This is a genomic window from Geobacillus sp. PK12 (assembly GCF_004123125.1).
Lineage (GTDB): Bacteria > Bacillota > Bacilli > Bacillales > Anoxybacillaceae > Geobacillus > Geobacillus zalihae.
In genome coordinates, this window is the sequence record NZ_SDKL01000002.1 from 156,896 (window position 1) to 176,477 (window position 19,582).

The following is a 19,582-nucleotide window of genomic DNA, read 5'->3' on the forward strand; positions in this document are numbered from 1 at the left end:
CCTTAGACGGATAGGTTGGAACGAACAGCGGCCAAAAAATGAGTTTCAAGGTCGGCTGGAGTGGAAAAATGTTCTTTTGTGCCGCTCCAAACGATTTTTCCGTCTTGGATAAAGACAAACTTATTTCCAACGGCGTGGGCAAAAGGAATGTCATGGGTGGTGATGAGAACGGCTTTCCACCATTGGCTTTCTTCCGTTAACATGGTTCGGATATGATGCTGCGACTCCACATCAAGGCCAAGAGTCGGCTCATCAAGGAACAAAAACGGCGCTCCTTTCATTAAGGCGATCGCAAATGCCAGTTTTTGTTTCATCCCGCGTGAAAGGGTTTGGGTAAGACGCTCAGCGTATGGGGTTAGATTCAACACGGCCATCATTCGTTCGGCTCTTCGTTTTGCTTCAGCACGACTCCATTTGTTCAGCAAGCCGAAGTATAAGAGATTTTCCAAAACAGTTAAATAGGAATAGGAGTTGTCAGCTTCTTCAAATACGACCGCAATCGACTCGCGTGCTTCATCTGGATGGCGGACAACATCCACTCCATTGACATAGATGCTGCCGCTGTCTGGTGCGGTAAGCCCGATGATGCACCTTATTAAAGTAGTTTTTCCGGCTCCATTCGGCCCTAACAGAATAAGCCGATCCCCTTCAACCAGTTCGAGAGAGACATCATGTAATACTTGGCGGTTTGGCGGATAGATTTTGTTTACGTCTTGCACGGTGATCATTTTTTTCTACCCTTTCTTTTCCTGTATTTAATTGCATTATACAAAAAAAGAAAAAAAGTAAATATTTAAAATTAACGTGACATTAGAAACCGATCAAAAATACACGCCAAGACAGGGACTCCGGGAGCTTGTGTAAAAAGAGGGTCGTTTTCCTTGAAGTCGTCGTCAACACCACGCTTTTTTGAGCAGTTGGACTCCAAGCTCAATATCCTCGAGCGACAAGCCGCTAAAACCGATCTTGATCATGGGTTGGTCCGGCTGTTGGTTCACAAAATAGCGCGAAGTGGGATACACTTTTACCCCACACGATAGGGCGCGCTGAAGCAACTGTTCTTCTGTACAATCCGACTGAACTTTGATTAACACGTATAAACCGGACTGTTCGCCAATAATGGAGATCATATCTCCAAATGCTTTTCGCAGCAGTGATGTTAAGTGCTCCATTTTTCGTCTATACACGAGGCGCATGCGTTTAATATGGCGGCCCCATTCCCCCTCCTCCATAAATTTGGCCATCGCCAATTGGCTGAGGATGGACGCAGTGCTTTCGAAAAGGCGAAACCGCTGCTGATAACGGTCCAAAAGCGACGGCGGCAACACCATGTAACTTAAGCGAATCCCAGGCAGAAACGATTTTGAGAAATTGCCCAGATAAATGACTCTTGACGAATCAATGGAGGAAAGAGCAGGAAACGGCTTTTGCGTGTAACGGAATTCGCTGTCGTAATCGTCCTCGATAATATAGCCATCGACGTTGTTCACCCATTGAATGAGCCTGTGCCGCTGCTGGATCGGCATGCTGACTCCCATGGGGCTTTGATGCGAAGGGGTGACATAGATGAGCCGCGATCGCCTGTTCTCGAGCGGCGAAAGATCGATGCCGGTTTCGGAAACAGGCACCGTTTCCAGCTGAAAGCGGTGAAACAAAAACGCTTCTCTGGCGCCGTCATAGCCAGGGTCTTCGACGATCACGCTGTTGAACTCATCTTTTAGAATATGGCCAAGGGAGAGAAGCATTTGCTGTGTGCTGCTTCCAATGATGATGGCGTTTGGCTCTGTGATCACCCCGCGGGATTCGAGAAGATAGATGGAGATTTGTTTGCGCAAGCATAATTCCCCAAACGGATCCCCATAGCGAAAACATCCTTTGGCCGCCAATACTTGATTGGAAATTCTTCTCCATGCTTTAACGGGGAAATGATCGGCATCGACGGTATCGGCGCGAAAATCGACAACAACGGACGTTGTTGCTTCCCTTGCCGATTGGCGTGCAGAAATGCGGGCTTTTGGAATGAAAAGAGGTTCCACTTCATTGGCAAAATACCCTTTTCGTTTTTCCGCGCGAATATATCCTTCCGCTACCAGTTGTTCGTAAGCCATTAAAGTTGTGTTCCGGCTGACATTTAATGATTCGGCGAGTTGGCGAATGGAAGGAAGCGGCTCATTAGCTCGAATGTCGCCTTGTTCAATCAATGATTTCAATTTTTCGTAGATTTGCTTGTATTTAGGCGAGCCGTCCTTCAAGTCAAAAATGATCGTCTTCATGTTCATCCTCCTGACATGTTTATTTTTTTGTTATTGTCACTTTTTTTATGTCAGTTTTGATTATATTATACATTGTGAACAATGGAATGCTGTAATTGAAAAGATGGGGGGAGAGGACTGATGTATATTCCGAAGCATTTTGTCATCAACGATATGTCTGTCGTCTATGAGGTGATCGAGGAGAACAGTTTTGCCACCTTGGTGTCGATGCATCAAGGGGAGCTGTTTGCCACCCATTTGCCGCTGTTGCTCGATCGAGAGAAAACGTGTTTGTACGGCCATTTTGCCCGTTCGAATCCGCAATGGAACGACATTCAACATCAGACGGTCTTGGCGATTTTCCACGGTCCGCATTGTTATATTTCTCCTTCTTGGTATGAAACGAACCAGGCGGTGCCAACATGGAATTATGTGGCCGTCCATGTGTATGGGAACGTGGAGTTGATCGACGATGAAGAAGAAATCATGCAGTCGCTGCACGATATGGTAGAAAAATACGAAGCACCGGGCAGCCGTTACCAGCTGTCAGAGGTCGATTCTAGGATGCTGTCCGGCATGAACAAAGGAATTCAAGCTTTCAAAATCATCATCAAACGAATCGAAGGAAAAGCCAAGTTGAGCCAAAACCATCCTGCACACCGACAAGAACGGATCATCAAGCAGCTCGAGCAAATGCCATTTGAAAACGAAAAGCGAATCGTTTTCCTGATGAAAAAGCAACAGCAGTGAAATAGAAAATGAAGGAGTGAGATGTGATGGATCTTGCGGCGATCGGTGTGTTTATAGTGGCAGCCATGGCGCTGCTCATCGTCCCCGGACCGGCAGTATTGTACATCATGGCTAGGAGCATGAGCCAAGGAACGAAAGCAGGGGTTGTATCGGTGCTCGGCGTAGCTTTTGGGGGCGCTGTCCATGTTATCCTTGGAGCCGTGGGCGTTTCCGCGATTTTGATGACATCGGCGGCTGCCTTTACGATGATCAAATATTTAGGAGCCGTTTATCTTATCTATTTGGGAGGCAAAACGTTATTTTTTGCTTCCACCAAGGATGAGGAAATCCCGAACACGAAGGCCAAGGAGAAAACATTGGCGCAAGTGTTTTACGAATCTCTATTTGTCGAAGTGACCAATCCAAAAACAGCGCTCTTTTTTCTTGCCTTTTTTCCCCAATTTATTTCGCCTTCTGCTGGATCGGTGGCTGGTCAATTTTTGCTTTTGGGGGAGATATTTGTTGTTCTCGCCTTGCTGAATGACAGCTTGTATGCCATGTTGGCCGCGGGCATCCGAAAACGGCTGGCTGCCAAGAAAGGAAGTGTGAAGGTGATGAACCGGGTGGCGGGCTGTTGTTATATCTTGTTAGGACTATTCTCCGCATTGGCGAACCCTTCGAAACCGTAAGGAAATGGAGGAGTGAATGATGACACGTTTTGTTGTTGAAGACGATGTTTGGGCCATATTTCCCCATGCCAAAATCGGTGTGGTCGTTGCCCAAGGGATTGACAACAGCATCAAGAATGCCAGTGTTTACGAACAAATGCTGCGGGAGGCGGAGAAAGAGGCACGGAAATTCCTAGAGTTTGAAGAGTTGAGCCGCAACCCCGTCATCAGTGTTTGGCGAGAGGCATTTCGACGATTCAGAACAAAAAAAGGGGCGCGTTGTTCGGTTGAAGCGCTGTTGAAAAGAGTGAAAAACGGCCATCACATTCCAACGATCAACCCGCTTGTGGATATCTATAACTGTATTTCATTGCGCTACGGGCTTCCATGTGGTGGAGAGGATATCGACACATTTGTCGGCGACATCCGGCTGGCGCTGGCGGATGGCAATGAACCATTCATCCCGTTGGGAGGAGAGGAAAACGACCCACCGTATGAAGGGGAAATCGTGTATAAAGATGACATGGGAGTCATATGCCGCTGCTGGAATTGGCGGGAAGCCCAACGGACGATGCTCACCGAACAGACGAAGCGCGCCTTTCTTTGCATGGAATCAATAGATGACACAAGGCATGAAGCGCTTCATCAAGCGTTAGAGGAACTGGCCTGTTTAATACAACGCCATCTTGGCGGTACAGTGAAGAAGCACCTATTGGATGCCCGTCATTCGGAAATACCGATAATAGATTAAGGATCGCTTCAGCCGCTTTGCTCTGGTTGCTTCTGCATCGGCCGCCCCGGCGGGGAAGGGGAGGCGATGCGCCTTGTGAGGCCGATTGTCGGAGCGGCGCTGGTGATCACTGTTGCCGATGTTCTGGTCGGAAGAATGGTTGGCGTCTGATGATGGTTGTCTGTTTAACATTTATCGCTTTTGCCGGTCATTGCACCCGGCTGTCGGGTGACCGAACAACGCTGTTTCCAGGTTGTTGTTCGGTCTTCCGTCAAAGATATGTGAAACGATTTCGTTGCATCTATATATGCAGCCACTCTTTCACAAAATCAGGAAGTGATTCGCGCCAACAGTCGCGCCACCATAATCGAAGTTTTTTAGTGCTCCATCCGATTTCGGTTGTGCGGAGCGAATGAATGCGCCAATACATCGGCCCGCGGAGAAATACACTTTTCCAAGCAGCCGCTTCCAATTGCTTGGATGATAAAACGGCTGGATGCGAATCACTTTCTGTGAAGACAACGGTTTTGGAAGAATGTTCATTGATGCCAGCGATCCAGGATTGAGATACACTCGCTCCCCTGGAAACGACAGTTTCTACGTTTTTCCTATGTTGACGGTATAGTCGGCATGAGGGGAGAACAAGTGAAACAGATGGAATAGCTGCAAAATATCCGGGGCTGTATGCATTTGGATGTCAACGCACTGATCCAATGGATATCGCTTCACCTCAACGGAAGAGATGAGATAGAGCGCATGGTCGTGTTGGTCATAAAACAGGCGGAGCGAACGAAAAAGCGCCATCCGTTTGAAAAGTCCCGCCGTCATCGATAAAATGCCGTATAAGAGAAACAGCTCCACAACGGGAGATGGAGAGCCAATCCAAAAATACGGAATGGCGATGCCGATGAATAAGGCCGAGAAGCCGATATCAAGCAACGCTCGCGTTTTTTCGCGCGGAACAAGAATTTTCTTTTGCTCCTTTCGCTTGCAGTTCGGCCATGATGTCATATGTTGGCACGCGGTTTCGTTTTGGCAGCGGGATGACTTCACAACTGAGCCAAAACGCGCCGAACATCGCAACAGACTGCAGCAATCCGCCTTGAACAAAACCGCACCATGCCCAAACCGCTCCAATCAATGCAGCGAATAGCCGGACGTATAAGGCTGCGTTCCATCTTTCCAATTTTTTGGACGCCCATTGAAGGGAAAAGCCGAGAAGAAACGAAACAACCATCCCCCAATCAGACACACTTGCTTCCTCCCCTATAAACATCACTCTTCTATATGATGAAAAAACAGGCAGCGCGCTTCTGCCTGTTTCAGCGGTAGTTCACAAACTGCACGTCAATCGGCAAATCGGCTTCGCGAATGGCGGCGATCACCTTTTGCAAGTCGTCTTTGCTTTTTCCGCTGATGCGGATTTGGTCGTCTTGCACTTGGCTTTTCACTTTCAAGCCGGTGTTTTTGATGATCGTGTTGATCTTTTTCGCATTCTCTTTGTCGATCCCTTGGACGAGCTTGGCGCGCTGGCGCACCGTGCCGCCTGCGGCCGGCTCGATTTTGCCGTATTGGATGTTTTTCGTCGCCACTCCGCGCTTAATGAGCTTGCCGATGAGCACATCTTTCAGCTGCTCAAGCTTAAACTCGTCGTCGGAGATGAGAACGAGTTCGTCTTTCTCGAGCGAAATGTCGCTTTTGCTTCCTTTGAAGTCGTAGCGTGTTTTGATTTCTTTCATGGCGATGTTGATGGCGTTCGCCACTTCCGCCAAATCGACTTTCGATACGATATCGAACGAACTTTCTTTGGACATAAGCAACCTCCCGGGCGTGTGATGTACTTTCATTATAGAAAATGATGGGTGGGAAGGCAACTATAAGCAAGGGAGAAGGCAGACTCCCCTTTAAGCAGAAGTTCGAAGCAATGGGCGGTTTTACTTATGTGTCGGATGAAGCAGTATATCTGAGTTATGGTCTTTTTCGTTATAAAAATCAATGTCATAATTTTTTCCCTTGTTTCATAAATATGATGACAACAGAGCCAATCGGCTCAACATTGAGCATGTCCTGTATACAGTCGACGAAAATGAAGGTGGTTAACGTTGAAACAGCAAATAGTGAAAAAAGAAACGTTGAAAAAGCAAGTGTATGAATATTTACGTGAGGAAATTATTACAGGAGGATTTGCCCCAGGGGAAAGACTCGTAGAGGAAAAAATAGCGAAACAAATTCAAGTAAGCCGAAGTCCTATTCGCGAAGCGATCCGCATGCTCGAAAAAGAGGGGCTTGTCACCGTGAATAAGGGGGGAGGGGTGGCGGTATTCAGCCCTGATATTGAAAACTTCCAGTATCTTTATGAATGCAGGGTGGTGCTTGAACCACTTGCCGCCTACTATGCTGCACAGAGAATAACGAAAAACCAAATTGAAGATCTTAGGAGACAGCTCATTGGCATAGATGCACAACCGTTGGGGCTAAAAGAAATTCTCGAGATGAATACAAAATTCCATGAGGGGATCGTAGAAGCTAGTCGAAATCCGTTTTTAATTAGGATGATCGAACAAATCCGCGGCATAAACAGTTTGTACAGAGTTGCTATCTTAAAACAAAATATGTTGCGGATGAAATCAGCTATTCAAGAACATATTCAAATATTCGAAGCCATTGAAAGAGGAGATGCAGACAAAGCAAGGGAATGCATGGAAAAACATATTGAAAGCGATTACAAGTATTATATAAGCATTTACCAAGGGAGGAAGTGAAAAAAGGGTGTCCAAGACATTGCCTCTAGAAGGCATAACAGTATTGGAAATGGGGAATTTTGTAGCGGCGCCGTTTGCGGGGAAAATCATGGCTGAATTTGGCGCAGAAGTGATTAAAGTTGAAGAACCGGTATCGGGAGATCCGCTGAGAAGCTGGCGGATTATGTACGGCCACTCTTCGATTTGGTGGTATGTACAAGCCAGAAATAAAAAATCGATTACAGTGAATTTAAGGAAAACGGAAGGCCAACAGATCATTAGAGAGCTCATCCCGAAAGTTGATGTCGTGCTGGAAAACTTTAAACCGGGAACGCTCGAAAAATGGGGGTTGGGTTATGAAGAGTTAAAGAAAATAAACCCGTCTATCATTATGACAAGGATATCCGGGTATGGCCAAACTGGACCTTACCGGGATAAGGCCGGATTTGGAAGTGTGGCTGAGGCGATAGGAGGATTGCGATATTTGACGGGTTATCCAGACCGTCCCCCGGTAAGGGTGGGAATCGCGATTGGAGACCTCGTTGCAGGGTTGTATGCCGTGATCGGAACGTTAATGGCGTTGCGTGTCAGACAAGAAGATAAAGAAAGAAAAGGTCAGCTGATTGATGTCGCCCTTTACGAATCAGTGTTCAGTCTATTGGAAGGCGCATTGCCAGAGTATGTGTTAAGCGGTGTTGTAAGGGAGAGGACGGGCAGCACTCTCCCGGGTGTGGCGCCATCGAATACGTATGAATGCAAAGATGGAAAGCATGTTGTTATCGGGGGAAACAGCGATAATATATTCCAGCGTCTCATGAAAACAATTGGGCGTCGTGACCTTGCTGATCATCCTCAATACGCTAACAACCAAGGAAGAGCAGAACATGCTGAGTTGATTGATCAAGCAATAGAAGCATGGACGAAACAGCACACGTTGGAAGAAGTGCTAAACGCCCTCGATGAAGCATCCGTTCCGGCAGGACCTATTTATAGTATTCGAGATATTGTGAATGATATTCAGTATAAAGAGAGAGGCATGTTATTGCCGGTAAAACTAGAGGACGGGACGGAGTGCCTGTTCCCCGGCATTGTTCCAAAATTGTCTGACACTCCAGGGCAAATGAAGTGGGTCGGACCGAAGCTGGGAGAGCACAATGAAGAAGTGTATGTAAGGATGCTCGGTTATTCTCATGACCAACTCACACAATTGAAAAAGGAAGGGGTGATTTAAATTTGGCGGACGTCCAGATTATTGATGTAAGTCCTAGGGACGGATTGCAAAACGAACCGGCTATCGTTCCCACTGAGAAAAAGAAAAGGCTGATTGAAATGCTTGTTGACTCCAATGTGAAGAAAATTGAAGCCACCTCTTTTGTTCATCCCCGAAAAGTTCCGCAAATGGCCGATGCTGAGCAAGTCATAAAGCAATGTGAAACGTTTGGTGAAATTGAGTTTGTGGCATTGATTCCAAATCAAAAAGGATTCGAGCGGGCGAAACAAACAAACGTGTCTGAGGTGAACTGGGTAACAGCCGCCACCGAAACATTCAATTGCAAAAACATTGGGATGAGCATCGACGAAAATTTCGGGCAGTTCAAAACGATTGTTCAAGAAAGCAAGGCATTGAATATAAAAATCTGTTTTTCCATAGCGGTAAGTTTTGGTTGTCCTTATGAGGGAGAAGTAGCTCCAGCAAAAGTTATATCCTTGGTGGAACGCGCGGCGGAAGTCGGGGTTGATCGGATTGGGATCGCCGATACGATTGGAATCGCAACTCCTAAACAAGTTAAACAACTGCTCGCTGAAGTGATGCAGGTGGTGCCATCCATTCCTATTGCGATTCATCTCCATGATACAAGGGGGCTGGGATTGGCCAATGCTTATGCGGCATTGGAAGCGGGTGTGAACATATTTGAAACGTCTGTCAGCGGCATAGGGGGATGTCCTTTCGCCCCAGGAGCGGCGGGCAATTTAGCAACCGAAGATTTGGTTTATATGCTTGAACGAATGGGGGTTAGAACAGACATTGATTTTGAAAAATTGCTGGCGGCGGCTGACTTCGCTGCTAGTCTTACATCCAATCAACCATTAGGGAGAATAAGACAAGTAGAAAAAAGGGGGAAGTGCAAGTGAGAAAACGAGCGTTGTTTGTGGGAGCTTTATTGACTGCTTCCATTCTGTTAAGCGCATGCGGCAAAAGTTCTTCCACAGCGGAACCACAACCGAATAAAGGTGAGGAAAATGGATATGAACCTGTCACCATCAGGCTGGCTTACAATCTTCCGCAAGATCATCATATTTCCATTGGCGTCGAAAATTTCGCCAAAACGGTGACAGAAAAATCAGGAGGCAAGGTGAAGATTCAAGTATATCCTGCTGGGCAATTGTTGAGTGATAAAGAGATGAACCAAGCCATACTAACCGGCGGGGTGGAGATGGGGGTCAACTCCTCAACACTGTGGGCTTCTACAGTTCCAGCAATGGGGATTTTTGATGTCCCGTACGCTTTTCCTAACCATGAAACAGCTGGCAAAGCGCTGTCTGGAGAGTTGAGAGAAAAGTTGAACAAGGCGATGGAGGAAAAAGGGGTAAAAGTTCTCATGTATGCCGATTATGGCTATGCACAATTTGCCAACAACGTCAGACCGCTTAAGTCACCTGAAGACTTTAAAGGATTGAAAATACGCAGCATTGGCGACATTCCATCGGAAATGATCAAAGCTTATGGGGCATCGCCGGTATTTTTGGGAGCAGGGGAAGTCTATACAGCGCTGCAAAGAAAAACAATTGATGGAGCGACATCAGGGACGACAGCGATGCTTCAACGGCATTACGATGAGGTCGCTAAGTATTTAACGATAAACAATTATTCCTACTTGGAGTTCATCCTTGCGGTCAATAAAAACTTTTGGGATCGGCTTCCTGAAAAAACGAAACATCTCTTAACGGAGACTGCACAGCAAACGGAGCAATGGATTAGGGCGAAAGCGAAAGAGGAAGATGAACGAACGGCCAAAGAATTAGCAGAAAAAGGGATGGAAGTGTACGTTGTTCCCGAATCGGATCTTCCAAAATGGAAAAAGGCCGCCCAACCAGCAAGGGAAGTGTATATCGAGCGAGCTGGGGATTTAGGCAAAGAGTTGCTCGATATAGTGGAAAACATCCAGTGAGTAGGGAAGACGGGGAGGGAAGGCTCCCTCCCTTATTGGTTAAGGAGGTCAAGGATGAGGAGGTTATATCATTTCTTAGATCGTTTGATCCAAGCAGGCGGGGCGATAGCGGGAATATTGATCATATTAACCACAGGCATGACAACGTTTGACGTTATCGCTAGGTCGGTGTTTAACCGTCCGACTACTTGGGCTACGGAATTATGCATATACGCCATTATTGGGAGCTGTTTTCTCGGTTCTGCCTATACGTTGAGAACATATTCCCATATTACAGTTGATTTACTAATCAATCTTGTGCCGAGCAAGGTGCAAAAAATATTGGCGTATGCCTCGAATGTATGTGGATTCATTTTCAGTCTTATTTTTACGATTTACAGTGTCGAACATGTTGTCAACACATATCAACTAGGGACAACTTCATCATCATTATTGAGGATTCCTATGTATCTTCCAGAAATGTTTCTCCCGATTGGCGGTTTACTTCTTTGTATTGCTTTTATATTGCAAATCGTAGACGGAGAAGCGCAAAAGGGGGATGGGCATTTATGAATGCGGCGTTTTTCCTTGGTGGAATGGCTGTACTGCTATTGATCGGACTGCCTGTCGCGTTTGCGCTCGGCTTATTGGCAGTTGGCGGCATGTATCTGTTCAATGGCGGGACGTTTTCTTTTTCACAAATTCCGATCATTTCTTACAAATCATTGGATGATTTTACATTGACCGCCTTGCCGATGTACGTTTTGATGAGCCAAGTTTTAGTAGTGAGCGGCGTTGGGCGCGATTTATATGAAATGGCAAGTAAATGGTTTCGGCATCTTCCTGGAGGACTAGCAATTGCCACATTGTTCTGCTGTGCTATTTTTGCGGCGATTTCCGGTTCGAGTGTTGCCACTGCTGTGACTGTTGGGGCGGTCGCGCTTCCGGAAATGACGAAGCGGGGATATGATAAAAGAACAGTTCTTGGCCTGTTGGCTGCCGGGGGAACATTAGGCATTCTCATTCCTCCAAGCGTGCCGATGATTATATACGGTTCCGTGACAGGAGAATCGATTGGGAAACTGTTTGTTGCCGGAATTATCCCAGGAATATTATTAACGATAATATTCATGATCTATGCTTCATGGAAGACGTGCCACATAAAGGAAAAGCCAGCGACATGGGTAGAGAGATTCGAAGCGTCGAAAAAGGCCATATGGGGACTTATACTGCCCATCATTGTCATAGGAGGAATCTATACAGGAATCTTTACCCCTACGGAAGCTGCTGCCATTGGGGCTATGGCCAGTATTTTGATTTCCATTTTCGTATATAAAAACTTCACGACTTCTAATATTAAAACAATTGTCTTATCAACTGTCAAAACGAATGCAATGATTTTAATGATTATTGTCGGAGCTATGCTTCTTGGGTACATCATGACTATATTGCAAATTCCGCAGACCATTACGCAATTTGCCACTTCACAACAAGTATCTCCTTGGGCCATTTTCGTTTTAGTGAATATTGTGCTGCTTATTTTAGGCTGTTTTCTTGAAACTATATCAATCCTTGTGATTACACTGCCTATTTTGTATCCTATCATCACAGCTTTAGGGTTTGACCCCATTTGGTTTGCGGTCGTTATGGTCGTCAATATGGAATTAGCCCTTATTACACCGCCGGTAGGGCTGAACTTGTTTGTTTTGAAAGGACTGGACAAAACGAATACGATTGCCGAGATCGTAAAAGGCGTAGTGCCTTACGCTCTCATTATGATGCTGTTTATCGTTGTGCTGGCCATTTTTCCGGAATTGACAACGATCCTGATAGACCGTGTGAAATAGGCAAAATAGCTGAAGCTGCCTACATTTAAAGATAGGCAGCTTTTGTTGTGATTTATAAATGATCCGTCTTCTTCGAATACGCGAACTTCCCGGCTTCGCGGTTTTTTTCGCGCATCATGTTTTTCTCATGGCGCTTCGCTTGGTTGTCGCGCGCTTTTTTGTCATTGTCGCTTGTGTTTGGCATCGGTCGTCCTCCCTTTGCTTTGATCGTCCATCATTAGTATGCGGCAAATGGAAATGAACTATATGGAAATAGGGGAAGGTAGTTTGTGGAAAGAAAATGGAGAATTTTTCTTCACAAATGGTTCGCCACAGAGTATAATTAAGTGCAAAAATAGAGATAAATGTACGTAATTGGGTAAATATAGATATTTAACGATCATTTTTTAATAAAAATGTTCATAAAGGGCAATAGAAAATGAAACGAAACCCGTTTGTCCCCTTCAAGCTTCCGCTTAGCGAAGATGTCGTGAATCAAATGCGTTTTCTTTTTTGTCAGCGATGTGCTGGAACGGGATAAGCACAAGTATTACCGCTACTTGAATGATACCCGCTACACAGGAGACTGGACGCAATGGATTCAATTTTTCCTGCAATGTGTCCATTTGCAGGCGAAACAAAATGTTCGCTTGGTCCAAAAAGTAAACGATTTGTATGAAGAAGAGTTGGAAAAGGCAAGCGCGCTTGTGAACCGCCATCATATTCGAACCGTTGTCCATGTCATGTTCCAGCATCCAATTTTCACCGCGAACATGATGGCGGCGTTGACCGGTTTGCCGGAAGCAACGGTTCGGCGCTATTTGAATCGGTTTGAGGAGCAGCAACTCATTTTCTCGGATGGACGGATGCGTTCCAAAACGTACTACTACTACAACCTTCTTGATCAACTTCGGTGATGAGGGCAGGCGCCTGTGTTGGGCAGGCGCCTTTGTTTTGTCCGGCGGAAAAGGCGTCAGATCTCAATATATTTGTTCAGAAAAAAGAGGGCAATCGTCCCCGGTCCGGCGTGGGCGCCGATGGCGCTGCCGATGTCGGAGAGGAAAAAGCGCGTGCAGCCGTGTGTTTCTTCGATCATCCGCTTCAGCTCAAGCGCCGTTTCTTCATCATCCGCGTGGCTGATGCCGATCGTTTGCTTTTGCAGGTCATCGCCGCGCTCGCCCATCAACTCGACCATTCGTTTCAACACTTTTTTCCGCCCGCGCAGCTTCTCAAGCGGGATAAGCGCGCCGTCTTCGACATGGAGAAGCGGCTTGATGTTGAGCAAGCCTCCGAAGGCCGCGGCGGTTTTGCTGATGCGGCCGCCGCGCGCGAGGTAGTCCAAGTTGTCAACGGTGAAAATGTGCTCCATATGGCGGCAATACGCCTCGATCGTTTCACAAAGCAAGTTGTACGGCGTGTTTTGCTCCGCCAGCTCGACCGCTTTCATGACGGCGAGCCCTTGGCCGAGCGAAGCGCATTTCGAGTCGATGATTGTCAGGCGAAATTCTGGATATTCATCAAGCAGCTCGCTGCGCACCGCTATCGCTGTCTGGTATGTACCGGATAATTTCGATGAAAAGGCGATGTAAAGGCATGGCCGGTTTTCTTTGGCGTATGGCAAAAACAGCTCCTTCATCGCCAGCGGGCTTGGCTGTGCCGTTTTCACCGTATGCCCCTGGCGCATGGCGTCATATACTTGCTTCGGCTCGATTGTGATGCCGTCTTCGTAATCTTGGCCGTTCCAATGAACGACAAGCGGCAAAAAGGCGATTTGATGCTCGCGAATGTACGATTGAGGCAAATCCGCGCCGCTGTCGGTGATGATTTGAATGGACATCTTTCGTCCTCCTCTTTTCTCCTTTCGTGTTCCCCACGGCTCTATCAGATGAACGAACCGTTTCCGCAGGTGAACGGCGATTCATGTTTCTATGTTCAGTGTAGCGGTTTTCAGCTCAGAATACAACGGAAAATCGGGGACGAGAGAAAAAAGAGCTGCGGGAAGCCCGCAGCTGTTATTGAGTGAGCTCATCAAGCTCAGCTTGAAATTGACGCAACTGCGCTTTTTCTGCCGTGTTGGAATGCGCGTACGCGGATGACAAGGCGTTTTTGGCGATGGCAACAGCGCGCTCGACGCTCATGTCGATCTCGCCGCTTTTGGCTTGTTTCGCCTGTGCGACTGCTTTGCGCGCCTCTTGAAACAGACGGTTGCCCATCGTTATGCCCCTCCAAGCGACGTTTCCACCGCTTTTTCCGCTTTGCGCGCTTCCGCCTCGGCGTACGTCAGGTGATAAGGGATTCGCTTGTCATGCCGTTCGACTGCATCGACGCTTTGCTGGACGAAACGCTTCGATTTGTTTCGTTTGCCCATGACCGATTCCCCCTTTAAAAAGTTGAAGACGCGCGTTGCGTCACGTATAGTGTAACCGCCGCCAGGGAACAGTAGTAAGGAAATTCGTTACAAACCGCCGTTCGTCGCTCTGAAAGCGGAAATCTGCTTGACACGACAGGAAAAAATCAATGCAAAAGCGGAAAGAAGTGGTTGGGAGGCGCGAGAAGCCTCCCGTAGCAAGGGGGGCGGCAGGGCTACAGGCCTAGAAGATCTTGTAAATACAAGCCGATACCGTCTTCTTCGTTGCTTTTCGTCACATCGTCAGCGACCGTTTTCAATGACTCGATAGCGTTGCCCATGGCGACGCCCAGCCCGGCCCAATCGATCATTTCGAAATCGTTGTCTTCATCGCCAAAAGCGATGACGCGCTCCTTTGGGATGCCGAAGTAGTTGGCGACTTGTTTTAAGCCCGCGGCCTTATGGACGCCATGGCGGATGATTTCAATGACATGCCACGGTTCGCTCCAACGCCGTTGGTGGATGACGTTGGCGTACACATTCGCTAAGTGTGATTGAATCGGCTCGATATGATCATCGTCTGTGTACACGAGCACGCTCGTCGGATCTTTGCCGAGCGAGCGGCGCAAATCACCGATTTCCACGGTCGGGTTGCCAAGGCGGACGATGTCAAGCAAGACGTCGTCGTGTTGATGAAAATAAACATTGTCTAACACTTCGGCCATCATATTCTTGATTCCATAGGATTCGCTGATTTCAACAATGTCTTTGACGACCGCAAGCGGCAGCGGGTAATGGTGCATGCCCCACGACGGCTGGCGCGGATGGTGGACAAACGCGCCGTTGAAGTTGACGATCGGCGTTGTAAGCTCGAGTTCCTCGTAATACATACGGCTTGCCCGGTACGGGCGGCCGGTGGCGATGACAACAAAATGGCCAGCGTCGATGGCGCGGCGGATGACGTCTTTGGTAAATGGAGAAATCGTTTTATCCTCTTTGAGCAACGTTCCATCCAAATCCAACGCGATTAAATACGGCTTCATGTCCGACTCCTTTGCCCTCGTTATTCTTTACACTACATAGTGTAACTCTTTTCCAAAATCACTGTCCATATGGTACACTATACAGCGATGGAAAAAGAAAAGGGGTTTGTGCAACCATGGTGATCATTGAACAGGAACAGTTGGCCGGCGTGCCGGTTCTTCACGTTGTCAAGCCGGAAAAGCGGGGCGAACGGCTGCCGCTGATTTTCTTTATCCACGGCTTTACGAGCGCCAAAGAACATAATTTGCATTTCGGCTACTTGCTTGCGGAGGCGGGCTACCGCGCTGTGCTTCCCGACGCGCTGTTTCACGGCGAGCGGGACGAAGGCTTGAGCGAACGAAAATTGCAGCTGTCGTTTTGGGACATTGTCGTGCGCACGATCACCGAAATCGAGGAGATGAAAAACGACCTTGTCAGCCACGGATTGGCGGATCCTGAACGGATCGGGCTCGCTGGGACATCGATGGGCGGCATCGTCACGTTTGGCGCGCTCGCTGTGTATCCATGGGTGAAGGCGGCGGTGGCGCTTATGGGCTGCCCGAACTACAGCGCCTTTTTTGACGCGATGATGGAAGAAGCGAAACGGCGTCAGATTGACATCCCGATGCCGCCGACGCTGCTTGCGCTCGAAAAAGAAAAGCTCGCCCGCTACGATTTATCCAAGCAGCCGGAAACACTCGCCGGGCGGCCGTTGTTCATCTGGCACGGGAAAGCCGACCAAGTCGTCCCGTATGCTTATACATATGAGTTTTACAAGCAAATTAAACCACTTTATGAAGGAAACGAAGACCGGCTGCAATTCATCGCCGACCCGCACGCCGGCCATAAAGTGACGCGTGAAGCGTTTTTGGAGACGGTGCGCTGGTTTCGCGAGCATGTGTAAGCAAAATCGGCAATGAGGAAACGAACATGTTTGTGGTCAGCTAAAGCGTGCTTCACAAGAGGGAATCCGCCTTTTAAACAAAAAAGGCGGATTTTTCGTTTGAGCACATTTTTTATTCAAATGAATATTTGAATATAAGGGGGAGATATGCTATTCTATATTCAAATGAATATTTGAATATTGACAAGGAGCGAGAAGGAATGCACCGTCATGATGTGTGCGACGTTTACTGTTATGACGACGAGAAGGTCGAGCGGGTTCAGCGGCGGCTTCGCGATGAACCAATTGCCGAGATTGTCCCTTTTTTTAAGGCGCTTGCCGATGAAAACCGGGCGAAGATCGTGTATGCGCTTTGCGGTGAAGAGGAGCTGTGCGTCTGTGACCTCGCAAACGTGATTGGGGCGACAGTGGCGACGGCATCACATCATTTGCGCATTTTGTATAAGCAAGGAATTGTGAAATATCGAAAAGAGGGGAAACTGGCCTTTTACTCGCTGGATGACGACCATATTCGCGAGCTGCTGCTTGTCGCGCTCGCCCATCGGAAAGAGGGGGACGGCCGTGGGGAATGAACAAACATTGGATCGGCTTGAGGCCAAAACATACCGCGTGCAAGGACTGACGTGCACAAACTGCGCAGCTAAGTTTGAGCAAAACGTGAAATCCTTGCCCGGCGTGAAAGAGGCGAAAGTGAATTTCGGCGCCGCCAAGCTCACCGTTTGGGGCGAGGCGACGATTGATGAACTTGAGCAGGCAGGAGCGTTTGAACAGTTGACCATTCGTGAAGAACGAGAGCGCACGGTTCAGCGAGAGCCGTTTTGGAAGCGAAAAGAAAATCGAAATGTCTTCGCCTCTGTGGCACTGCTTCTGTTTGGCGTTGCGGCGGATGCGGCAGACAAGGGGATGCTGGCGGTCGCTATGTATTTGGCGGCGATCGTGATCGGCGGCTACTCACTGTTTTGGACGGGGCTCCGGAATTTGGTCAGCTGGCAGTTTGATATGAAAACGTTAATGACGATCGCCATTCTCGGTGCAACGGCGATCGGGGAATGGCAGGAAGGGGCGGTTGTTGTCATTTTGTTCGCCATCAGTGAAGCGCTCGAGCGCTATTCGATGGAGAACGCGCGGCGGTCGATCGCTTCGTTGATGGAGATGGCGCCCGTTGAAGCGATCATTCGTCGCGGCCCCGAGGAAATGACCGTTCCGGTCGAAGACGTTCGCGTCGGGGATGTCATGATCGTCAAGCCGGGTGGAAAAATCGCTTTGGACGGCATTGTCATAAGCGGCGCCTCGACAGTGAATGAAGCGGCGATCACCGGCGAAAGTCTGCCGGTGGAAAAAACAGTGGGAGACGCAGTGTTTGCCGGGACGCTGAATGGAGAAGGATTCCTCGAAGTTGAAGTGACAAAGCGGGCGGACGAGACGACATTGGCGAAAATGATTGATCTTGTGGAAGAGGCGCAAGCGGAGCGGGCTCCGATGCAAGCGTTTGTCGACCGGTTTGCCCGCTATTATACGCCGTTTGTGATCGTGACCGCGCTTCTGATCGCTCTTGTGCCGCCGCTCGTGATGGGTGGGGAGTGGCTTGATTGGATTTACCGCGGTCTTGCCGTTCTTGTCATCGGCTGCCCGTGCGCGCTCGTCATCTCAACGCCGGTGGCGATTGTGACGGCCATCGGCAACGCGGCCCGGCGCGGCGTGCTCATCAAAGGCGGGGTATATCTCGAACAAATCGGACGGCTGCGGGCGGTGGCCTTGGATAAAACGGGGACGTTGACGGAAGGGAAACCAGCCGTGACCAATGTCGTCGTATATGAAGGGACACGTGAACAGCTGTTGGCTATCGCCGCCGCCATCGAAAAACGGTCGCAGCACCCTTTGGCTTCGGCCATCATCCGCAAAGCGGAAGAGGAAGGAGCGCCGTTTCTTGACGCGTCAGTTGATGCGTTTCAGTCGTTGACCGGAAAAGGAGTCAAGGCCGCTGTCGGAAACGAAACGTATTATATCGGCAGCCCGGCCTTGTTCACCAGTTTGATCGGGAAGTTGCCCGATGAAGCGGAAAAGCAAATCTCTGCCTTCCGAGACGAAGGAAAAACCGTGATGGCCGTCGGCACGGCCGATCGGCTGTTGGGTCTTATCGCCGCGGCCGATCAACTGCGGCCGTCCGCACCGGAAACGGTCGCCGCGCTGCGGCGCCTTGGAGTGGCGGAAGTGGTGATGGTGACGGGCGACCACGAGCAAACCGCACAGGCCATTGGCCGCCAAGCGGGCGTATCCGATATTCGCGCCGGGCTGCTTCCGGAACAGAAGCTTTCGGCGATCCGCGAGTTGAAACAGCGCTGCGGCATAACCGCCATGGTCGGTGACGGGGTGAATGACGCCCCTGCCTTGGCCGCGGCCGATATTGGTGTGGCAATGGGCGGGGCGGGGACGGATGCCGCCTTGGAAACGGCCGATGTTGTGCTCATGGCCGATGATTTGCGCCAGCTGCCGTACACCGTCCACCTTGGGCGCCGAACGCTTGCCGTCATCCGGCAAAACATCGCCGTCGCCTTAGGGCTTAAAGTGCTGGCACTCGTGGCCGCCGTCCCGGGCTGGCTCACCCTTTGGCTCGCGGTGTTCGCCGATATGGGCGCGACGCTGCTCGTGACATTCAACAGCATGCGCCTGCTGCGGGTGAAGGAATGAACGGGGGCTCCGGGCAACGGGGAACGGACCGTTTTCCGCCCCTCTGGGGGATTTGTCCTCCTTCGTGGAAAATAGTGGTGCTTTCTGACAACGAGAGACGGTATAATGCAGAGGAAAACAGCAAAGCGGATTCGGTTGGATGTTTGGGATGGCGGTTGTTAGATGTTTTGTTCTGTTTAGGAAAATCATAGGGAAGAGGGGGCGTCATGAAGGGATCTCGAGAAGAAGAGAGGCATGAAACGCAACGGATAGAAGAGGTTCAACGGGTGGACGACCGGGTGTTTTCGCCGACCGAAGAGTTGGATCGGATCGCTGCGGGAGGGGCGATGAAGCGGGAAGCCCTCGATTGGCGAGGATTTCCCCGGTGGATTCGATATGTCGGATACATCGCCTTCGCTTTTTTTGTCATCGTTCCTTTGATGGCGTGGTTGTGGAACGTGTTGCTTGAATAGCCGATCAAATGCCAACCTTAGAATTGGAGCAAGAAAGACACGGAATCATGTCCACTTCCGTGTCTTTTTCTTG

The 19,582-nt window shown here is 49.0% G+C and carries 24 protein-coding genes; 14 read left to right on the forward strand and 10 right to left on the reverse strand.

The features are described 5' to 3' along the window. Nucleotides 1–2 precede the first annotated feature (2 nt). Together ETR37_RS01190 and pdxR are read right to left on the reverse strand one after the other, a co-directional pair. The gene (locus tag ETR37_RS01190) at nt 3–728 is read right to left on the reverse strand and encodes an ABC transporter ATP-binding protein (RefSeq protein ID WP_129446798.1); all 726 of its coding nucleotides are present in this window, start codon (nt 726–728) and stop codon (nt 3–5) included. Nucleotides 729–893: 165 nt separating this feature from the next. Further along, on the reverse strand, nt 894–2,273 hold the full coding sequence (pdxR, locus tag ETR37_RS01195) for a MocR-like pyridoxine biosynthesis transcription factor PdxR (protein WP_129446799.1): 1,380 nt from the start codon (nt 2,271–2,273) through the stop codon (nt 894–896). A 120-nt stretch (nt 2,274–2,393) separates the two neighbouring features. On the opposite strand from pdxR, the gene ETR37_RS01200 reads away from it, so the two are divergent. The 3 genes from ETR37_RS01200 to ETR37_RS01210 are packed head-to-tail and all read left to right on the forward strand — an operon-like array spanning nt 2,394 to nt 4,400. Next, complete coding sequence (locus ETR37_RS01200; RefSeq protein ID WP_129446800.1) at nt 2,394–3,002, forward strand: FMN-binding negative transcriptional regulator; 609 nt, start codon at nt 2,394–2,396, stop codon at nt 3,000–3,002. Between the two features lie 26 nt (nt 3,003–3,028). After that, nucleotides 3,029–3,670 (forward strand): LysE family translocator, encoded by a 642-nt coding sequence (locus tag ETR37_RS01205; protein WP_129446801.1) that lies wholly within the window; start codon nt 3,029–3,031, stop codon nt 3,668–3,670. Between the two features lie 19 nt (nt 3,671–3,689). Continuing rightward, entirely contained in the window at nt 3,690–4,400 is a 711-nt protein-coding gene (locus ETR37_RS01210) for a B3/B4 domain-containing protein (RefSeq protein ID WP_060787862.1), read from the forward strand. 576 nt (nt 4,401–4,976) lie between these two features. Here ETR37_RS01210 and ETR37_RS01215 read toward each other — a convergent pair. From ETR37_RS01215 to ETR37_RS01220, 3 genes are all read right to left on the reverse strand, one after another. Continuing rightward, nucleotides 4,977–5,390, reverse strand: coding sequence for a peptidase (locus ETR37_RS01215; RefSeq protein ID WP_240673863.1), 414 nt, complete (start codon nt 5,388–5,390; stop codon nt 4,977–4,979). Continuing rightward, a complete protein-coding gene (locus ETR37_RS19015) occupies nt 5,311–5,631 on the reverse strand; it encodes a hypothetical protein (protein WP_015374091.1) in 321 nt (106 codons plus the stop codon). Before ETR37_RS19015 ends, ETR37_RS01215 begins: the two co-directional genes overlap by 80 nt. Before the next feature lie 70 nt (nt 5,632–5,701). Beyond that, nucleotides 5,702–6,193 carry a YajQ family cyclic di-GMP-binding protein gene (locus ETR37_RS01220; RefSeq protein ID WP_033005418.1) on the reverse strand — a complete coding sequence of 164 codons (492 nt, stop codon included), beginning with the start codon at nt 6,191–6,193 and terminating at the stop codon, nt 5,702–5,704. A 288-nt stretch (nt 6,194–6,481) separates the two neighbouring features. On the opposite strand from ETR37_RS01220, the gene ETR37_RS01225 reads away from it, so the two are divergent. The 6 genes from ETR37_RS01225 to ETR37_RS01250 are packed head-to-tail and all read left to right on the forward strand — an operon-like array spanning nt 6,482 to nt 12,116. Next, nucleotides 6,482–7,141, forward strand: coding sequence for a GntR family transcriptional regulator (locus tag ETR37_RS01225; RefSeq protein ID WP_015374093.1), 660 nt, complete (start codon nt 6,482–6,484; stop codon nt 7,139–7,141). A 7-nt stretch (nt 7,142–7,148) separates the two neighbouring features. After that, the gene (locus tag ETR37_RS01230) at nt 7,149–8,351 is read left to right on the forward strand and encodes a CaiB/BaiF CoA transferase family protein (RefSeq protein ID WP_015374094.1); all 1,203 of its coding nucleotides are present in this window, start codon (nt 7,149–7,151) and stop codon (nt 8,349–8,351) included. Between the two features lie 2 nt (nt 8,352–8,353). After that, nucleotides 8,354–9,253 (forward strand): hydroxymethylglutaryl-CoA lyase, encoded by a 900-nt coding sequence (locus ETR37_RS01235; protein WP_015374095.1) that lies wholly within the window; start codon nt 8,354–8,356, stop codon nt 9,251–9,253. Next, nucleotides 9,250–10,290, forward strand: coding sequence for a TRAP transporter substrate-binding protein (locus ETR37_RS01240; RefSeq protein WP_033005420.1), 1,041 nt, complete (start codon nt 9,250–9,252; stop codon nt 10,288–10,290). Before ETR37_RS01235 ends, ETR37_RS01240 begins: the two co-directional genes overlap by 4 nt. Before the next feature lie 54 nt (nt 10,291–10,344). Further along, a complete protein-coding gene (locus tag ETR37_RS01245) occupies nt 10,345–10,842 on the forward strand; it encodes a TRAP transporter small permease (protein ID WP_015374098.1) in 498 nt (165 codons plus the stop codon). After that, nucleotides 10,839–12,116: a TRAP transporter large permease gene (locus tag ETR37_RS01250; RefSeq protein ID WP_015374099.1), complete on the forward strand. Its 1,278-nt coding sequence runs from the start codon at nt 10,839–10,841 to the stop codon at nt 12,114–12,116. The genes ETR37_RS01245 and ETR37_RS01250 overlap by 4 nt, the downstream gene beginning before the upstream one ends. 52 nt (nt 12,117–12,168) lie before the next feature. Here ETR37_RS01250 and ETR37_RS01255 read toward each other — a convergent pair whose 3' ends face one another. Beyond that, nucleotides 12,169–12,300 (reverse strand): DUF3941 domain-containing protein, encoded by a 132-nt coding sequence (locus ETR37_RS01255; protein WP_008879040.1) that lies wholly within the window; start codon nt 12,298–12,300, stop codon nt 12,169–12,171. A 319-nt stretch (nt 12,301–12,619) separates the two neighbouring features. Here ETR37_RS01255 and ETR37_RS01260 point away from each other — a divergent pair, with 319 nt between their 5' ends. Continuing rightward, entirely contained in the window at nt 12,620–13,012 is a 393-nt protein-coding gene (locus tag ETR37_RS01260) for a Fic family protein (RefSeq protein WP_020754817.1), read from the forward strand. Nucleotides 13,013–13,068: 56 nt separating this feature from the next. Here ETR37_RS01260 and ETR37_RS01265 read toward each other — a convergent pair whose 3' ends face one another. The 4 genes from ETR37_RS01265 to ETR37_RS01275 all read right to left on the reverse strand — a co-directional run bounded on the left by ETR37_RS01265 (nt 13,069) and on the right by ETR37_RS01275 (nt 15,485). Continuing rightward, on the reverse strand, nt 13,069–13,932 hold the full coding sequence (locus ETR37_RS01265) for a DegV family protein (protein ID WP_081212623.1): 864 nt from the start codon (nt 13,930–13,932) through the stop codon (nt 13,069–13,071). 175 nt (nt 13,933–14,107) lie between these two features. After that, complete coding sequence (locus ETR37_RS01270; RefSeq protein WP_015374102.1) at nt 14,108–14,308, reverse strand: DUF3813 domain-containing protein; 201 nt, start codon at nt 14,306–14,308, stop codon at nt 14,108–14,110. Between the two features lie 2 nt (nt 14,309–14,310). Next, nucleotides 14,311–14,463, reverse strand: a complete 153-nt coding sequence (locus tag ETR37_RS19020; protein WP_015374103.1) for a hypothetical protein — start codon at nt 14,461–14,463, stop codon at nt 14,311–14,313. A gap of 215 nt (nt 14,464–14,678) precedes the next feature. Continuing rightward, nucleotides 14,679–15,485 (reverse strand): Cof-type HAD-IIB family hydrolase, encoded by an 807-nt coding sequence (locus tag ETR37_RS01275; protein WP_129446802.1) that lies wholly within the window; start codon nt 15,483–15,485, stop codon nt 14,679–14,681. A 116-nt stretch (nt 15,486–15,601) separates the two neighbouring features. Here ETR37_RS01275 and ETR37_RS01280 point away from each other — a divergent pair, with 116 nt between their 5' ends. The 4 genes from ETR37_RS01280 to ETR37_RS01295 all read left to right on the forward strand — a co-directional run bounded on the left by ETR37_RS01280 (nt 15,602) and on the right by ETR37_RS01295 (nt 19,509). Further along, the gene (locus tag ETR37_RS01280) at nt 15,602–16,369 is read left to right on the forward strand and encodes an alpha/beta fold hydrolase (protein ID WP_033005422.1); all 768 of its coding nucleotides are present in this window, start codon (nt 15,602–15,604) and stop codon (nt 16,367–16,369) included. 200 nt (nt 16,370–16,569) lie between these two features. After that, on the forward strand, nt 16,570–16,941 hold the full coding sequence (locus tag ETR37_RS01285; RefSeq protein ID WP_033005425.1) for an ArsR/SmtB family transcription factor: 372 nt from the start codon (nt 16,570–16,572) through the stop codon (nt 16,939–16,941). After that, nucleotides 16,931–19,057, forward strand: coding sequence for a heavy metal translocating P-type ATPase (locus tag ETR37_RS01290; protein ID WP_129446803.1), 2,127 nt, complete (start codon nt 16,931–16,933; stop codon nt 19,055–19,057). The genes ETR37_RS01285 and ETR37_RS01290 overlap by 11 nt, the downstream gene beginning before the upstream one ends. A 206-nt stretch (nt 19,058–19,263) precedes the next feature. Further along, nucleotides 19,264–19,509: a hypothetical protein gene (locus ETR37_RS01295; RefSeq protein WP_015374108.1), complete on the forward strand. Its 246-nt coding sequence runs from the start codon at nt 19,264–19,266 to the stop codon at nt 19,507–19,509. Nucleotides 19,510–19,582: the final 73 nt, after the last annotated feature.

Excerpts from the sequence above, each read along its gene's own strand:
- ETR37_RS01190 (WP_129446798.1), bottom strand. The coding sequence starts at position 728 with ATGATCACCGTGCAAGACGTAAACAAAATCTATCCGCCAAACCGCCAA.
- pdxR (WP_129446799.1), bottom strand. The coding sequence starts at position 2,273 with ATGAAGACGATCATTTTTGACTTGAAGGACGGCTCGCCTAAATACAAG.
- ETR37_RS01200 (WP_129446800.1), top strand. The coding sequence starts at position 2,394 with ATGTATATTCCGAAGCATTTTGTCATCAACGATATGTCTGTCGTCTAT.
- ETR37_RS01205 (WP_129446801.1), top strand. The coding sequence starts at position 3,029 with ATGGATCTTGCGGCGATCGGTGTGTTTATAGTGGCAGCCATGGCGCTG.
- ETR37_RS01210 (WP_060787862.1), top strand. The coding sequence starts at position 3,690 with ATGACACGTTTTGTTGTTGAAGACGATGTTTGGGCCATATTTCCCCAT.
- ETR37_RS01215 (WP_240673863.1), bottom strand. The coding sequence starts at position 5,390 with ATGACATCATGGCCGAACTGCAAGCGAAAGGAGCAAAAGAAAATTCTT.
- ETR37_RS01220 (WP_033005418.1), bottom strand. The coding sequence starts at position 6,193 with ATGTCCAAAGAAAGTTCGTTCGATATCGTATCGAAAGTCGATTTGGCG.
- ETR37_RS01245 (WP_015374098.1), top strand. The coding sequence starts at position 10,345 with ATGAGGAGGTTATATCATTTCTTAGATCGTTTGATCCAAGCAGGCGGG.
- ETR37_RS01250 (WP_015374099.1), top strand. The coding sequence starts at position 10,839 with ATGAATGCGGCGTTTTTCCTTGGTGGAATGGCTGTACTGCTATTGATC.
- ETR37_RS01255 (WP_008879040.1), bottom strand. The coding sequence starts at position 12,300 with ATGCCAAACACAAGCGACAATGACAAAAAAGCGCGCGACAACCAAGCG.
- ETR37_RS01265 (WP_081212623.1), bottom strand. The coding sequence starts at position 13,932 with ATGTCCATTCAAATCATCACCGACAGCGGCGCGGATTTGCCTCAATCG.
- ETR37_RS01270 (WP_015374102.1), bottom strand. The coding sequence starts at position 14,308 with ATGGGCAACCGTCTGTTTCAAGAGGCGCGCAAAGCAGTCGCACAGGCG.
- ETR37_RS19020 (WP_015374103.1), bottom strand. The coding sequence starts at position 14,463 with ATGGGCAAACGAAACAAATCGAAGCGTTTCGTCCAGCAAAGCGTCGAT.
- ETR37_RS01275 (WP_129446802.1), bottom strand. The coding sequence starts at position 15,485 with ATGAAGCCGTATTTAATCGCGTTGGATTTGGATGGAACGTTGCTCAAA.
- ETR37_RS01280 (WP_033005422.1), top strand. The coding sequence starts at position 15,602 with ATGGTGATCATTGAACAGGAACAGTTGGCCGGCGTGCCGGTTCTTCAC.
- ETR37_RS01285 (WP_033005425.1), top strand. The coding sequence starts at position 16,570 with ATGCACCGTCATGATGTGTGCGACGTTTACTGTTATGACGACGAGAAG.
- ETR37_RS01295 (WP_015374108.1), top strand. The coding sequence starts at position 19,264 with ATGAAGGGATCTCGAGAAGAAGAGAGGCATGAAACGCAACGGATAGAA.